This window comes from Lapillicoccus sp., assembly GCF_036559105.1.
Taxonomy (GTDB): Bacteria; Actinomycetota; Actinomycetes; order Actinomycetales; family Dermatophilaceae; genus Lapillicoccus.
Genome location: NZ_DATBTV010000002.1, coordinates 1 through 15,235, shown reverse-complemented (window position 1 = coordinate 15,235; position 15,235 = coordinate 1). Strand labels below are relative to the sequence as shown.

At 70.3% G+C, this 15,235-nt stretch carries 13 protein-coding genes; 1 reads left to right on the top strand and 12 read right to left on the bottom strand.

The genetic code is table 11. The features are described 5' to 3' along the window. Nucleotides 1-7 precede the first annotated feature (7 nt). The 5 genes from VIG79_RS00085 to VIG79_RS00065 all read right to left on the bottom strand — a co-directional run bounded on the left by VIG79_RS00085 (nucleotide 8) and on the right by VIG79_RS00065 (nucleotide 8,428). Nucleotides 8-2,446 (bottom strand): ComEC/Rec2 family competence protein, encoded by a 2,439-nt coding sequence (locus VIG79_RS00085; RefSeq protein WP_331880527.1) that lies wholly within the window; start codon nucleotides 2,444-2,446, stop codon nucleotides 8-10. A 122-nt stretch (nucleotides 2,447-2,568) separates the two neighbouring features. Continuing rightward, nucleotides 2,569-3,687: a helix-hairpin-helix domain-containing protein gene (locus VIG79_RS00080; RefSeq protein WP_331880524.1), complete on the bottom strand. Its 1,119-nt coding sequence runs from the start codon at nucleotides 3,685-3,687 to the stop codon at nucleotides 2,569-2,571. An 88-nt stretch (nucleotides 3,688-3,775) separates the two neighbouring features. Further along, complete coding sequence (locus tag VIG79_RS00075; protein ID WP_331880521.1) at nucleotides 3,776-4,642, bottom strand: DegV family protein; 867 nt, start codon at nucleotides 4,640-4,642, stop codon at nucleotides 3,776-3,778. Nucleotides 4,643-4,690: 48 nt separating this feature from the next. Beyond that, nucleotides 4,691-7,627: a leucine--tRNA ligase gene (leuS, locus tag VIG79_RS00070; protein ID WP_331880518.1), complete on the bottom strand. Its 2,937-nt coding sequence runs from the start codon at nucleotides 7,625-7,627 to the stop codon at nucleotides 4,691-4,693. Between the two features lie 153 nt (nucleotides 7,628-7,780). Then, nucleotides 7,781-8,428 carry a lysoplasmalogenase family protein gene (locus tag VIG79_RS00065; protein WP_331880535.1) on the bottom strand — a complete coding sequence of 216 codons (648 nt, stop codon included), beginning with the start codon at nucleotides 8,426-8,428 and terminating at the stop codon, nucleotides 7,781-7,783. Nucleotides 8,429-8,495: 67 nt separating this feature from the next. Here VIG79_RS00065 and VIG79_RS00060 point away from each other — a divergent pair, with 67 nt between their 5' ends. Then, nucleotides 8,496-8,900, top strand: coding sequence for a thioesterase family protein (locus VIG79_RS00060; protein ID WP_331880514.1), 405 nt, complete (start codon nucleotides 8,496-8,498; stop codon nucleotides 8,898-8,900). Nucleotides 8,901-8,936: 36 nt separating this feature from the next. On the opposite strand, the gene VIG79_RS00055 is transcribed toward VIG79_RS00060, so the two are convergent. The 7 genes from VIG79_RS00055 to VIG79_RS00025 form a co-directional block, all read right to left on the bottom strand. Then, a complete protein-coding gene (locus VIG79_RS00055; protein WP_414672554.1) occupies nucleotides 8,937-9,839 on the bottom strand; it encodes a carbohydrate ABC transporter permease in 903 nt (300 codons plus the stop codon). Then, entirely contained in the window at nucleotides 9,836-10,834 is a 999-nt protein-coding gene (locus VIG79_RS00050; protein WP_331880512.1) for a sugar ABC transporter permease, read from the bottom strand. Before VIG79_RS00050 ends, VIG79_RS00055 begins: the two co-directional genes overlap by 4 nt. Beyond that, nucleotides 10,831-12,213, bottom strand: coding sequence for an N-acetylglucosamine/diacetylchitobiose ABC transporter substrate-binding protein (gene ngcE / locus VIG79_RS00045; protein ID WP_331880510.1), 1,383 nt, complete (start codon nucleotides 12,211-12,213; stop codon nucleotides 10,831-10,833). Before ngcE ends, VIG79_RS00050 begins: the two co-directional genes overlap by 4 nt. Before the next feature lie 221 nt (nucleotides 12,214-12,434). Beyond that, nucleotides 12,435-13,220: an SIS domain-containing protein gene (locus VIG79_RS00040; protein WP_331880508.1), complete on the bottom strand. Its 786-nt coding sequence runs from the start codon at nucleotides 13,218-13,220 to the stop codon at nucleotides 12,435-12,437. Then, nucleotides 13,217-14,215, bottom strand: coding sequence for a MurR/RpiR family transcriptional regulator (locus VIG79_RS00035; protein ID WP_331880506.1), 999 nt, complete (start codon nucleotides 14,213-14,215; stop codon nucleotides 13,217-13,219). Before VIG79_RS00035 ends, VIG79_RS00040 begins: the two co-directional genes overlap by 4 nt. A 299-nt stretch (nucleotides 14,216-14,514) precedes the next feature. Continuing rightward, nucleotides 14,515-14,943, bottom strand: a complete 429-nt coding sequence (locus VIG79_RS00030) for a VOC family protein (RefSeq protein ID WP_331880530.1) — start codon at nucleotides 14,941-14,943, stop codon at nucleotides 14,515-14,517. 17 nt (nucleotides 14,944-14,960) lie between these two features. Next, on the bottom strand, nucleotides 14,961-15,235 hold a 275-nt coding region (locus VIG79_RS00025; protein ID WP_331880504.1), incomplete at its 5' end, for an SRPBCC domain-containing protein.

Sequence of the window (15,235 nt, the reverse complement as noted above, 5' to 3'; positions counted from 1 at the left end):
TGAGCGGTCACCGCAGGGTGGCCACCTCGACCGACCCGTCGTCGCCCTTCCGGACGGCGACGTCGCCGGAGAGATCCGTCCGGTAGACGCGGAAGCCGTCCTGGGCCAGCGTGGACAGGGTGGACGGCGCCGGGTGCCCGTAGTCGTTGTCCGCGCCCACGCTGACCACTGCGACCGGAGCGCGGGCGTAGGCCAGCAACCCGTCGTCGCGGTTCGCCGACCCGTGGTGCGCCACCTTGACGACGTCGAGGACCGGCGGTGCGCGGGCGTCGTGCTGCAGGGCCTGGAGCACCAGATGCGCGGCCTCTCGTTCAACGTCGCCGAGCAGCAGCAGCCGAAGGCCGGCTGCCTGGACGGTGAGGACTACCGAGGCGTTGTTGGGAACCGACCCGTCGTGAAGGACCCTGGCCGGCCACCACACGTGGGCGGACAGTCCCGGCCACGCGAGGTCGTCGCCGGCGTACAGCTCGCCGAAGGGCACACCCGCTGATGCGGCCCAGTCGGAGACCTCCTGCCACTGGTAGGCCGGGTCCCGCACCGGCGACGCGAGGATCTGACGGACGGACCGACCGTGGAGCACCCCGGGCAGACCGTCGACGTGGTCCGCGTGGAAGTGGGTGAGCACGACCGCGTCGACGACCTGGATCCGCAGCCGGCTGAGGCAGTCGTCCATGAGGGCGGGGTCCGGTCCGACGTCCACGACGACGGCACGGCCCGGGCCGGTCGCGAGAACCAGTCCGTCACCCTGCCCCACGTCACAGGCGACGAACCCCCACCCCGGCAGCGGCCAGGTCAGGACGTGGGTCGGTACGGCCGCGCCGACCGCGAACATCACCACGCCGACCGGAAGGAGGGGACGTCGCCGGGCCTGATGGCCCAGCCAGGGGCCCGCGACGACGAGGCTGACTCCCACCAACGCCAACAGGGCGGCGCCGACACCCGTACCGGGCCAGGGAACCGTCGCGAGCGGCACACCCGCTGCGGTGCGGGCCACCCGGGCGATGGCGAGAGTCGGGAGGGCGGCCAGCCAGCCCACCCATCCGGCCACCGTCGTCGAGACGACCGAGATGAGCGCGGTGGCGACCCCGAGCACAGTGGCCGGCGCGACGAACGGGGCCGCGAACAGGTTCGCGACTACTCCGACCACCGACACCGAGCTCTGCAGCAGCACGATCACGGGCGCGCACATCAGCTGCGCAGCCACCGGGACCGCCAAGGCCGGCCCCCAACCGCGGATCCGCATCGGGAGCAGCCGGCCAACGGCGGCTCCCCACGGCCCGGCGAAGAGCAGCAGCCCCAAGGTCGCCAGCGTCGAGAGTGCGAAGCCCGCGGATCGGGCCAACCACGGGTCCCAGACCAGCAGCACGAGGACGGCCACCGAGAGGGCGGGAAGTCCCGCTCGACGACGCGAGGTACTCAGGCCGAGCAGCCCTACCGCGCCCATGGCGGCCGCACGGACGACGCTCGGCTCCGGCCGGACGAGGACGACGAACGCGAGGAGCAGCACGGCCGCGAGTAGCGGGCGCCAGCGACGTCGCAGGCCCAGCAGGCCGGCGAGGCCGAGCGCCGCGGCCAGGACGATGGCGACATTGCTGCCGCTCACCGCGGACAGGTGCGTCATCCCCGTGACGAGCATGGCCTCGTCCAGGTCGTGGGGCGTGCGCGAGGTGTCGCCGATCACGAGCCCTGGCAACAGCCCCCGCGCATCGGCCGGCAGTCCATCGGTCGCCTCGGCGAACCGTTTCCGCACGACGTCGGCTGCGCGGGCCACCCATCCGGGGTCCGCCAGGAGCGTCGGCGGTCCCCGCGGATTCAGGACCGCGACCACGTCGTCGGCGCCGTCCTGAGGTGGCGCAAGGCGGCCGGTGGCCCGGACCCGCGCCTGCCACGGCAGGTCGAGCCAGGCCCGGTCGGCGAACACGAGCACCGGCGAGGCGACCGCCGTGCGGACGCCTCGACCGTCCACCTGCTCGACGTCCAGCCGTAGCACCACGCCCGCCGCGCTCTCCGGACGGCCCCGCGGTGGATCGACGGCACGTGGGTCGGACGCGACGACGCCCAGCACCGAAACCGTCGCGTGCTGGTCGGCCAGCTCGCGGATCGGTCCGGCGTCCCGAACGCCGGTTGCCGCAGCCAACGCGGCCAGAGCCAGCGTGGTGGCGAGTGCGGTCAGCGTCATCGTCCCGAGCCAGGCGGCGGCTACACCCGGGTCGCCGGAACGGCCTCGGGCAACGGTGCGCCCCCAGGCGACGGCACCACTCGAGTCGTGCGTGCCTCGGACAAAGGAGCGACGCCAGGCGACGGCGAGGCCGGACGCGACGAGGAGCGCTGCGCCGGCGACGACAACCGCCTGGGACGCTGGTAAGCCGAGGAGCAGCGCGACTGCGGACCAGGCGCTGAGGGCGGGAACGAGGAGACGCAGGTCGGCGGCCGCGCGGGTCAACACTGACGATTCGTCCGGCGCAGGGCTCGGCGCTGGGCTCGGCACACGCCTCTGCGTCCGGCTCTGCGTCCGACTCTGCGCCCGGCTCGCGGTCGAATGGTCGGCACCCCTCGGACGGCTACGCATCAGACCCTGACCTTCGGTCGGATCTGCTCGAGCAGCTTGTCACCGATGCCGCTGACCTCACCGAGCTCGTCGACCGAGGCGAACCGGCCGTGCTGGGCTCGCCAGTCGACGATGCGTTGCGCCAGAACGGGACCCACGCCGGGGAGGGTGTCCAACGCCGCGAGGGTCGCGGTGTTGAGGTCGACGAGAGCCCCGGCCACGGTCGCACCGCCGGCGCCCGTGCCAGCACCGCCGGCTCCGGATCCCGAACCGGCACCGCCCAGAGCGCCGACCAGTACGGGTGGGGTCTCGCCCGGCCGGGGGACGAAGACCTGCTCGCCGTCCGCGACGAGCCGTGCGAGGTTCAGCCGCTGCATGTCCGCACCGGCCAGCGCACCACCGGCGGCAGCCAGCACGTCGACGAGCCTGGACCCGTCCGGGACCGTCACCACCCCGGGCCGGGCCACCTGCCCGACCACGTCGATGACGACGAGCCGTCCCGGGGAGCCACGAGCCGACGCCCCCGAGGGCTGCGCCGGGTCGATGACCGCCGCCCCGCCGCCGGCGCTCCCGCCGTTCGCCCCCGCCGCACCCGTGACTCCGTTCGCCCCGGACGCGACGGTAGCCGCGAACTCCCCGGACCCCCCGGACCCCCCGGACCCCCCGGACGCAAACGCGGTCGGCACGGACCCCCGCGCAACCAGGCCCTCACCGGTCGGAACCGACTGGGGCGCGGCTGCCTGCTGCGCACGCGCCACCCGGACCGCGAAGAACACCACCGCCACGACGAGCACCAGGACGAACGCCACCACCGCCCGAACCGACACCGCGACCCGTGCGCCCCGGAACGCCACGGGCACGGTGAGCACCCGAGGCGGCAGCCGGTGCCTCCCGTCGCCCGCCGAACCCGAACGCCCGCCGCTCGGACCGTCGCCCGCCGAAGAGCCTCCACGTTCCGGGCCTCCGCTCGCCTCCAGCGCCTCCTCGTCCAGCCACGCCAGGTCGGCCGCCTCGACCGACGCGGGCGCCTCCTCGGGAACCCACCCGCTCGGAGCCGTCGGCGCGGGTCGGGGCCGCGCCGACGCCAGCAGGGAGCGCAGGCGGTCGGGGTCGACCTCGGGTGGTGGGCGGCGACGCATACGAGCGACCGTAGGAACCGGTCACCCCGCAGGCGACACCCGACCGGCGACCTGTGGACCGCGGGACGAACCGCTCAGAGCCTGTGGATCACGAGGGCCGCGGCGACGCGACCGCCGCCAGGGTGCCGGGACCGACGTGGGCGCCCACGACCGCGCCGAGCTCGGCCACCACGACGAGCCCCGCCTGCGGAACACGCTCGCGCAGCGACGCCGCGAGCGACTCCGCGCGGCTCGCCGAGTCCAGGTGCTGCACGGCGATGTCGACCTCGCCGCCGGCCGCGATCACGTCGTTGGCCGCCGCGGCGGTCAGCTCGGTCAACCGCGCCAGTGCGCGGCTCGAGGTCCGCACCTTCTCCAGCGGACGGATGGCTCCGTCGACCAGGGTCAGGATGGGCTTGATGGCGAATGCCGACCCCAACAGCGCCGACGCCGACCCGATCCGACCGCCACGTCGCAGGTACTCCAGGGTGTCGACGTAGAACGCCACCTTCGCCCGAACTGCGCGGACCCGCGCGATCTCGGCCACCTCCGGCGCCGACAGACCGTCGCCGGCCGCCTCCGCCGCCGACAGCACCCCGAACCCCATCGCCATCCCCAGCGACCGCGAGTCGACGACCTCGACGGGGATCGGCGCCTGTTCCGCGGCGAGCCGGGCCGACTGGCAGGTGCCGGACATCTCCGACGAGATGTGCACCGACACGACCGCCGAGGCACCGGACGCGGCCGCGGCCTCGTACGCGTCGAGGAACTCCTGGGGCGACGGACGCGACGTGCTCAACGGAAGGAACGCCCGCAGCGCTTCCGACAGGCTTTCGAGGGTCACGTCGACGCCCTCCCGGTGCGCCTTGCCCCCCATGACGACGTGGAGCGGCACCACGGTGATCGGCACCGGGCCGGCCCGAACGAGCTCTGCCGGCAGGTACGCCGTCGAGTCCGTCACGATCGCGACGCTCACCCGATGAACGCTAGCGCCTTCCGTCCGCGCCTAGCGGTCGCCGCAACCTCAGACCGGCACCACGTTCACCAGCCTCGGCGCCCGCACGATCACCGTCCGGACCCCGTCGGGCGTCGCGGCGACCACCTTCTCGCGGGCCAGCACCAGGGACTGCAGCTCGTCCTCGCCGATGGTGGCAGCCACCTCGACGCGGTCGCGCACCTTGCCCTTGATCTGGATGACGCAGGTGACCGTCTCCTCGACGAGCAGCGACGCCTCGGCCTGCGGGAACGGCACGAACGTCACGCCGCCCTCGTGACCCAGCCGCATCCACAGCTCCTCGGCGATGTGCGGAGCGACGGGTGCTGCCATGACGACCAGGGCCTCGACGACCGCGCGGGGCGCCACGTCCAGCTTGGTCAGCACGTTGTTCAGCTCGATCAGCTTGGCGATCGCCGTGTTGAACCGCAGGTGCTCGTAGTCCTCGCGAACGCCGGCGATGGTCCGGTGCATCGCGGTCAACGTCGCCGCGTCGGGTGCGTCGTCGGACACGATCACCGCGCCCGTCGTCTCGTCGATCACGTTGCGCCACAACCGTTGTAGGAACCGCTGGCTGCCCACGACAGCCCGGGTCTCCCACGGCCGGCCCAGCTCCAGCGGACCCATCGACATCTCATAGACCCGGAAGGTGTCGGCCCCGTAGGCGTCGTACATGTCGTCCGGGCTCACGACGTTCTTGAGCGACTTGCCGATCTTCCCGTACTCGCGGTTGACCGGCTGGCCCTGCCAGGTGAAGGTCGGCTCCTCCCCGTGGCGGCCCGAGGTCTCGTCAACCTCCTCGGCCGGGACGTACTGCCCACGCGCGTCGGTGTAGGCGTACGCCTGGATCATCCCTTGCGAGAAGTACTTCCGGAACGGCTCCTCGCTCGACACCAGGCCGAGGTCGAACAGCACCTTGTGCCAGAAGCGGGCGTACAGCAGGTGCAGCACCGCGTGCTCGACACCGCCGATGTAGAGATCCACTCCGCCCGGGTCGGTGACGCCCGCGGGGGCACCCTCGACGGGATGCGGGTGCTTGGCCATCCAGTACCGCTCGTTCTCGGGGTCGCAGAACGTCTCGTGGTTGGCCGGGTCCAGGTATCGCAAGTAGTACCAACACGATCCGGCCCAGTTGGGCATCGTGTTGGTCTCCCGGCGGTACGTGCGGACCCCGTGCCCGTCCCCCAGGTCGAGCTCCACCTCGACCCACTCGGGCACGCGAGACAAGGGCGGCTCCGGCGAGCTGTCGGAGTCGTGGGGGTCGAACGTCTTCGGTGAGTAGTCGGGCACCTCAGGGAGCGCGAGCGGCAGCATCGAGTCCGGCAGGGCGTGGGCGGTCCCGCTCTCGTCGTAGACGATCGGGAACGGCTCACCCCAGTAGCGCTGACGGCTGAACAGCCAGTCGCGCAGCCGGTAGTTGATGGTGCCTCGACCGAAGCCCTGCTCCTCGAGCCACGCGACGATGCGCTCCTTGGCGTCCGCGATCAGCAGGCCGTTGAGGTCCACCTCGTCGTTGCTGGAGGCGATGCTCGGACCGTCTCCCTGGTATGCCTCGTCGTCCGGATGACCCGCCGGCGGCTGCACCGTGCGGACGATGGGCAGGCCGAACCTCGTCGCGAACTCCCAGTCCCGAGGATCCTGGCCGGGGACGCCCATGATCGCGCCCGTGCCGTAGCCGAACAACACGTAGTCCGCGACGAACACCGGGATCTCGTCGCCATTGACCGGGTTCCGAGCGGTGACGCCGACGAAGACGCCCGTCTTGTCGCGGCCCTCCATCTGGCGCTCGACCTCGCTCTTGCGCGACGCCGACCGGCGATAGGCCGCGACCGCTTCGCGCGGCGTCGTGGCGCCGCCGGTCCACTCCGGCCTGGTGCCGTCCGGCCACCCGCCGTCAGGTACGAGCTGGTCCACCAGCGGATGCTCGGGAGCCAGCACCATGAAGGTGGCGCCGAACACGGTGTCCGGACGGGTCGTGAAGACCTCGATGTCCGCGACGGGGCCCTCGGGCCGAGCCGCGGGGAAGTGGATCCGGGCGCCCTGGCTGCGCCCGATCCAGTTGCGCTGCATGATCTTGACCTTCTCCGGCCAGTCCACGCGGTCCAGGTCGTCGGCCAGCCGGTCGGCGTACGCGGTGATCCGCATCATCCACTGGCTCAGGCTGCGCCGGAAGACCGGGAAGTTGCCGCGCTCGGAGAGTCCCTCGTTGGTGACCTCCTCGTTGGACAGGACGGTCCCCAGACCCGGGCTCCAGTTGACCGGAGCCTCCGACGTGTACGCCAGTCGCTCCTCGGCGAGCACGGCCTCCTGCTCCGCCTCGCTCAGGTCGGCCCAGGCCCGACCACCGAGCTCACCATTCAGCGGACGCCGGCCCGACGCATACGCCTCGGCCAGGGTCTCGATCGGCCGTGCGGCACCTCGAGACCCGTCCGGCCGCACTGCGTCCGGGTCGTACCAGGCGTTGTAGATCTGCAGGAAGATCCACTGGGTCCAGCGGAAGTAGTCCTCGTCGATGGTTGCGTAGCTGCGCCGGTCGTCGAAGCCCAGCCCCAGCCGCCGCAGCTGGCGGCGCATGACGACCATGTTGTCCTCGGTCGTCTTGCGCGGGTGCTGGCCGGTCTGCACGGCGTACTGCTCGGCGGGTAGCCCGAAGGCGTCGTAGCCCAGGCAGTGCAGGACGTTCTTGCCGAGCATCCGGTGAAAGCGCGCATACACATCGGTGCCGATGTACCCCAGCGGGTGACCGACGTGCAGACCGGCCCCGCTCGGGTACGGGAACATGTCGAGGACGACCAGCTTCGGGCCGCGACCGGCGACCTTCTCGGGCTCCGCCCACGGCCCGGCCGGGTTGGGCGCCTCGAAGGTGCCGGCCTCCTCCCAGCGGTCCTGCCACGCGAGCTCGATGTCGCGCGCCATCGCCGCGGTGTAGCGGAACGGGGTCTCGTCGCGGGCTGGGGAGTCGGTCATCGTTCGTCCTTCGTGGGGAGCACGGGTCGGTGGACCACGCAGACATGGAAAAGCCCCTCGCACAGGAGGGGCGCCGCGCTGCTCTGGATGCTCAGCGCGGCGGGAGAAGGAGGAGCTGGTGGGCCACCGCAACAGGTTATCGCAGCGGCCCGGTCAGGGGGCGACGAGGTCGGGACGCAGCACGCCGAGCACGAGGAACAGCAGCGCCAGGTGGTACGTGACCATGACCGCGACAGAGAGCCATCGGGACGCGCGCCAGAACCGGCCCAGGGCCAGCAGACCGTCGCTGACGAGGAACAGGGACGCCCCGATGCCGACCAGGAGCTGTCCCGACCACCAGGCGACGGCCACGAACGCGCCGAGGACGAACGCGTAGATCGTCGGCGGAAGGCCCTCGGCCATGTCCCGTCGCGCCAGCGGCCAGAGCACGAACGCCACGACGACGGCTACCACCACCACCACCACGGCCACCCCGACCCACACCGGAGGCCGTCGGCTCATCGTCAAGATGGCGCCGATGAACGCCACATGGGCGAGCAGGAACGTCACCAGACCGAAGCCGAAGGCGCGGTCGGTGTCGGCGAGGAGCAGCAGGTCACCCCCGAGGCACAGTGCCAGCCCCATGAGGAGCCACAGTCCGGAGACCGTCTCGTCCGGGTGCAACAGCCAGGCGAAGGCGCCCAACAACACCACGTATGCGGGTTTGGCCACCTGCTCGACGCCGCGACGTTGGGTCGCCACGGCGAACCAGTCGGCCAGGGCCACCGCGGCGAGCGCCGCGAGCAGCACCCAGGCATACATGTTCACTGCACCGAACTGTGACAGACGAGGGGACACTCGCCGCGCGCGGCGCGCCTATCCTCGTGGAATGGAGGTCAGCCATCACACGGTGACGGATGCCGACACCGCCGAGAGGCTCGGCAGCGGCGACATGCCGGTCCTCGCGACCCCACGGCTCATCAACTGGATCGAGCGCGCGGCGTTCGGTGCGGCGGCGGAGCAGCTCCAAGCGGGCCAGACCACTGTCGGCACGCTGGTCAGGGTGGAGCACATCAAAGCGGCTCCGGTGGGCACCACGGTGCACGTCAAGAGCTCCCGTCCGGTGAGCGACGGGCGCCGGCTCATCTTCCACGTCCGGGTCCTCGACGACTCCGGCGAGGAGGTCGCCATCGGCGAGGTGCAGCGCGCGGTGATCGACCGGGAGCGGTTCATGCGCCGGTTCGGCTGCGAACCGGACGGGACGCCCAAGACGCCGGACGCCCCGGCCTCCTGACCGGGACGTCCTCGCGTATGCGGCTTCGGGGGTGGGTCAGCGGCTGGTGCCCTGGGCCACCGAGCCCTGCAGCTGGCGCTGGAAGATGATGTAGACGATCAGCACCGGCAACACGGTGATGACGACGGCTGCGAACAGCGCACCGTAGTCGACCGAGTAGCCGGCCTGCGATGCGAACGACGCCATCCCTTGCGACAGCACGTACTTCGCGGGGTCGGTGTTGAGGGCGACCGGCAGGAGGAACTGGTTCCACAGGCCGAGGAAGTTGAAGATTGCCACCGACGCCATGCCCGGACGCGCCATCGGGAGCATCACCTGGAAGAACGTCCGCCACTCCCCCGCACCGTCCATCTGTGCCGCTTCGTAGATCTCCTCCGGAAGGGACTTGAAGAACGCGAAGAGGAAGAACACCGTGAACGGCAAGGCGAAGGAGACGTAGACGGTGATGAGGCCCTGCAGCGTGTTGAGCAGGCCCAGGCTGCGCAGGATGAAGAACAGCGGGACGATCGCGAGGAAGACCGGGAAGGTCAGGCCCGCGAGCATGAGGTAGTAGATCGCCCGGTTGCCGAAGAACTGGAACCGCGCGAGGACGTAGGAGCACATCGCGCCGAGCACCATGACGAGGACCAGCGAACAGCCGACCACGACGATGGTGTTGAAGAACGACGTGCCGATCCCGGCCGTGTCCCACGCCGAGATGTAGTTCGCGAAGCTGAACGACTTCGGCAGCGTGAACGGCGAGCTGAGGATCTCGTTGGTCGTCTTGAACGACGACACGAAGGCCCAGAGCAGCGGGAGCAGGACGACGACCGACCAGATGATGAGGATGACGTGCGAGACGGCCGTGGCCCGGCGGTCACCGGGGTTGGCCTTCGGCGTGGTCTGCGTCGCGGCGTCCTGGACACCGGCCCGGCTGACGGTGCTGGCGTCGGCGGTCACAGTCGACCTCCCTCGTCACGGCCCCCGGTCAGGCGGTTCACGAGGAAGACGCACGCCGCGAAGAGCAGCGTGATGAGGGCGAGGACCACACCCATCGCCGTCGCATACCCGAACTGGCCCTTTGCGAAGGCGGTGTTGAACAGCTCCTGCGGCATGACCAGCGTGCTGTTGTTGGGGCCACCGAACGGGTTCAGCGCCTGCATCCACACGAACGCGTCGAGCGCGGCGATGCCGAGGTAGATCCACGCCGTCTGGACGTTGTCACGGATCAGCGGCAGCGTCACCGACCAGATCGTCCGGAGCCGGCCGGCGCCGTCGAGTCGGGCGGCCTCATAGATTTCGGCGGGTACGCCCTTGATCGCGGCCACGAACAGCACGGTGTAGAAGCCGACGAAGGCCCACACCATGACGAACATCGATGCGGGCATGGCCGTCGCGACCTCACCGAGCCAGGCGAACGACTTGAACTTCTCCAGCCCCACCGCGGTGAGGATCCCGTTGAGCAGGCCGGCCTGTGGGTCGTAGACCTGCGCCCAGATGATGCCGATGACGATGGCCGGCACGGTGTAGGGGAAGAACGAGACGACACGGTAGAAGCTGGAGCCGCGCAGCCCTCGGATGCCGCCGCTGGCACCGCCGGCGACCGTCACCAGGCTGGCGAACAGCAGCGCGATGACGATCGTGGCAAAGGGCACCACGATCGCGAGCAGCACGCTGTTGAGCACGGACCGCCGGAAGATGTCGTCCTGCGCGAGCTTCGTGTAGTTGCTGAAGCCGATGAAGTTGAAGTTCGGGGAGAAGCCGGACCAGTCCGTCATCGCGTAGTAGAGGGCCTGCACGAACGGGGAGATGACAAAGACCAGGAACAGCGCCAGGGGCAAGCCGAGGAAGACGACCATGAAGCTGACGCGGTCGAACGTCAGTCGACCGCGTGGGCCCCGGGCCTTGGGCTTGCGCCCAGAGCCCGGAGCCACCGCGGGGACAGGTGCGGTCACGAGGTGACCTTCTCCTTCTGGATCGACGAGTCAGCGGCAACCTTGTCGGTGATGCCCTGCAGACCGCTGGTCAGCCCGGCGACGTCGGTCTGCCCGGACAGGAACGAGTTCCACACGACCAGCATGTCCTTGTTCATGCCGTAACGGGTGACGAACTTGTAGTCGAAGACGTTCTTGCCCGCGGCGTCGAGCATCTTGGACTGCGACTGCAGAGCCGTGGAGCCGAAGCCGTCGGCCGGGACCGTGCCCTTGACGATGGTCGGCGCCAGCTTGGTCTTGCAGAAGTTCGTCGCCGCGTCCTTGGACAGCATGGTGCGCAGGATCTCCTTGGCACCGGCGACGTTCTTGCCCGCGGTGGGGACGATGAACGGCTCGCCGGCCGCGCTGCGCAGCGACTCGTACGGCATCTTCGGGCTGCTGGTGAGGACCATCTCCGGGATGCCGGTCATCTTGAAGTCGGCCTTGGTGGCCTTCTTCATCTCGTTCTCGATCCACGAGCCCGAGGGGTAGAGCAGGGCCTGCTGGTCGTTGCTCCACTGGGCCTGGGCCGCGGTGAACTGGGTGCCCGCGCCGCCGGGGACGAAGTAGCCGTTCTTGACGCACTCGCCCATCGCGGCGAAGACCTGCTGGATGGCCGGCTGCGACCAGCACTTCGGGTCGAGGTTCTCCAGCGCGATACGCACCTCGGGGCCGCCCTCCTTGATGGCGGAGTCCATGGCGAGCGTGCTGTAGTACGTCGCCGCCTCCTTGCCCCAGACGAAGAGGTACTTACCCTTCGCCTTGGCCTTGGCGCCGAGGTCCTTGGCCTCGTCCCACGTCTTCGGCGGGGTCCAGCTGTTCGCGTCGAACAGGCTCTGCGAGTACCAGACGCCGTAGAGGGTGAGGACGTAGTTGAGGGCCAGGAACTTGCCGTTGTAGGTGCCGGGACCCTTGACGCCGTCGTACAGGGTGGACGAGATGGGTGTGCCCTCGAGGTTGTTCGCGGCGAGGACGTCGTCCAGCGTCGAGAGCTGGTCGATGATCGTGTTGAAGCCGATCGAGCCCGCACCCGAGTTGTCGATGAGATCGGGCGGGTTGCCGCCGACGAAACGGGGCTGCAGCTGCTGCGCGATCTGCGTCGAGGGGGCCACGTTGGGCGTGACCGTCGGGTGGTTCTTCTTGACGATGTCCGCCGCGAAGGTCACGTAGTCGTAGCCGTAACCTCCGTTGAAGATCACCGCGTCGATGGTCGAGCCGTCGGCGAGGCCGAACGGGTTGTTGCTCGAGCCCGCCGCCGTGGTCGCGGCGGCGCCGCTCCCGGTCCCGGTGCCGGACGAGGCGCACGATGCGAGCGCCCCGCCGAGCGGGAGCAGAGCCGCTGCGGCGATCGAGCCGCGCATGAAGGTCCGACGGTCGAACGTCGAACGAGGGGTGCTGCCTGTCTCTTGTGGGGTCATCGCCAGGTACTGCCTTTCAGGGTGGTGTCGGTGCGAGGGACGGTATGCGTGATGCCGGGTTCTCCGACGGGATTTGCTGGGGTGTGGGCGAATCAGTGGCTGGATCGTGATGTCGGGTCCGTGTCGGGCGGTTCGTGAGGTGGGGACGGTTCGGGTGGAGACGGTCACGCGGTGCGGCGGATCCGGTCGCCGTAGCGGTCTTCCAGCGCGTGGTTGTGCTCGTCGCCGCCGGGAATGTTGGCGGACAGGTAGATGGGCGGGGTGTCGCCGAGAGCGGCGATCCGCTCCGCGGCGCCGATGGTGATGAGCTGCGCGATGTAGGCAGCGGTGAGGGAGGAGACGGCACCCACGCCGACACCCCCCGGGACCTCGATCGTCGTGTCGCCGTAGGGAGCCCGGTTGTCGATGACGACGTCAGCAACCTCGCTGAGTCGCAGTCCGCTGGGGTGCTTGGGCGTCACGGCGTTGGTGTGCTCGAGGCTGGTGACCGCGATGACGGGGTGGCCTTCGGCCTTGGCGCGTAGGGCGACGCCGACGATCGACCCGTTGACGCCGGAGTTCGACGCGATGAGGAACACGTCGGCCGCCTCGAGCGGGGAGAGGGCGAACAGCTCGTCGACGACGCTCTCGTCACGCTCCAGCGAGGAGCCGGTGAGCACCGAGGCGTCCCGCGAACCGTGCAGGACGATGTCGCGCAGCGCCATCATGGTGGTCGGGATGAACCCGCCGGCGCGGCCGGCGATCTCCATGGCGAAGGCCTGCGAGTGGCCGGTGCCGAACGCCTGGAGCACGCCCCCGCGCCGGATCGAGTCGACGACGAGGTCGATGGCCGGGTCGAGGCCTCCGCGGGCGGCGTCGTCGGCGACGGCCTGCAGCCGGGAGGTCACCTGCTCGTGGAAGGCGGCGAACGCCTCCTCCAGCGTGGCGGCGGGGACGGTGCTCGAGTTCATCGGCCTGCTTCCTCAGCGGTACGGACAGGGGTGGGGGCAACGGTCGTGGCGGCGGCTGCCGTAACGGCGGCGGCAGCGCGCCGCCCACGGACCGCTCGACGGTCCCGGCTCGGTGCGCGGCGGTGCGGGGCGACGGCGGCTGCCGAGGCGGCCAGCGTCGTCGCGGTCCGAGCGAAGTTGCGCTGCGCGACGATGAGATAGAGCAGGTCGAGGGCGAACAGCTGCGCGTGCTTGGCGGACAGGTCGTCCGGCTGGAGGTACTCGTCCGGCGCGACGGTGACGACGTGCACGTCGGCCAGCGCGGCGAGCGGCGAGTCGGCGTTGCTCGTGATCGCGAGGGTGAAAGCACCCGAGGATTTGGCCTGGCCGAGCATTTCGATGGTCTCGATGGTGCGGCCGGTGTTGGAGATCGCGATCGCGACCGACTGCTCGTCGAGGAGGGCAGCACTGGTCAGCCCGTCGTGGACCTCGCCCCAGTGGTGGGCCTGGATCCCGATCCGGTAGAGCCGCAGCTGCATCTCGCGGGCCATGACCGCGCTGCCGCCGATGCCGTAGATGTCGACATGGGCGCAGGTCGCGATGGCCTCGGCGATCCGGACCACCTCGTCGATGTCGATCGAGTCGACGGTCGCTTGCAGCGCCGCCTGGTGCGACTGCGACAGGGTGCGCAGCACCTGTTCGGGGGTGTCGTCCGGGCCGAAGGCCCGGCCGATGTCGACCCGCCACGTCTCGTCGGCGCGCAGCCGCCCCGCGTCGGCGGCCACCCCGACGCGGAAGGGGAGGTACCCCGCATACCCGATCAGTCGGCAGAACCGGGTGACGGTCGCGGCGGAGGTACCCGCGCGGGCGGCGAGCTCGGTGATCGACATCTCCAGCGGGGCCAGCGGCTCCTCCAGGAGCAGGGTCGCCAGCTTGGTCATGGCCTCGGACATCTGCGGCACGTTGGCCTGGATCCGGGTGCGCACGCCCAAGGGCGGGGCTGCTGTCGTCGTCACGGTGCCTGAAAATCCATCTCAGCCGAAGGGCGGTTTGCTGAAAAGTATTCTCACCATTCTGGAGGCCCGTGGGGTGACAGGACGGTAACGATGCTGCACTGCGTACTCCACGTTTCTGGCAGGAGAATCCCAGCAGTCTCCCAGCGTTCGGGCCCACCGATCTCCCGAGGACCGACCTACGCTGCCCGGCGGCCCAGCTGGCGGCTCGCCCGTAACCGAAGCATTCGCGTGCGAGGCGCGTGATCCCACCGGGGTCACGCGCCTCGTGCGTTTCAAGGCATACCGAGGTATGCCTGGGGTCACTCCCCGAAGCGGTCCCGGGCCTCGCGGGGGATGAGCGGCGTGTCGCCGCGGACCTTGAGCTGCTGCACCGCCCAGGTGTTGCCGTCCGGGTCGGCGAACCCGAAGAGGGTGCCGCCGTCCCGCTCGTCGAACACCTGGATCTCGCTGCACTCGACGCCGCGCGAGGTGAGCTCGTCGCGGGCCGCCGTGGCGTCCGCGACGCACAGCTGCAGTCCCTTCAGGGAGCCGGGCGCCATCTCGGTCTGGGACGGCAGGTTGCCGATGACGATCGAGCAGCCGGAGCCGCGCGGCGTCAGCTGCGCGACGTCCATGACGTCGTTCGTCGTGTGGTGGTCGAGGTCGAAGCCGACCTGGTCGCGGTAGAACGCAATGGCTTTCTCGAGGTCGCTCACGGGGAGGACGACGACCTCCAGAGTCCAGTCCATGGCGCGGGTGGCGTCGCTCACAGCGTCCCCTCGAGGACGCCGTCGAGCTTGGCGTAGCCGGCGTTCATGCCGACCTCCATGCCGCTGCCGACCATGCCGTCGCGGGCCTCCATCGTCGGGTAGACCGCGTGGCCGCGCAGCCGGGTCCGGCCGCCGTCCAGGCGCTCGAACGTGATCGACTCGATGCTGACGACGTCCGGATAGCCCTCGAACTCGAAGGTCTGGATGGCGAACTCGTTGTCGCGGACGACGTGGTAGACGCCGTTGAACGCATACGCCTCGCCGTCCTCGC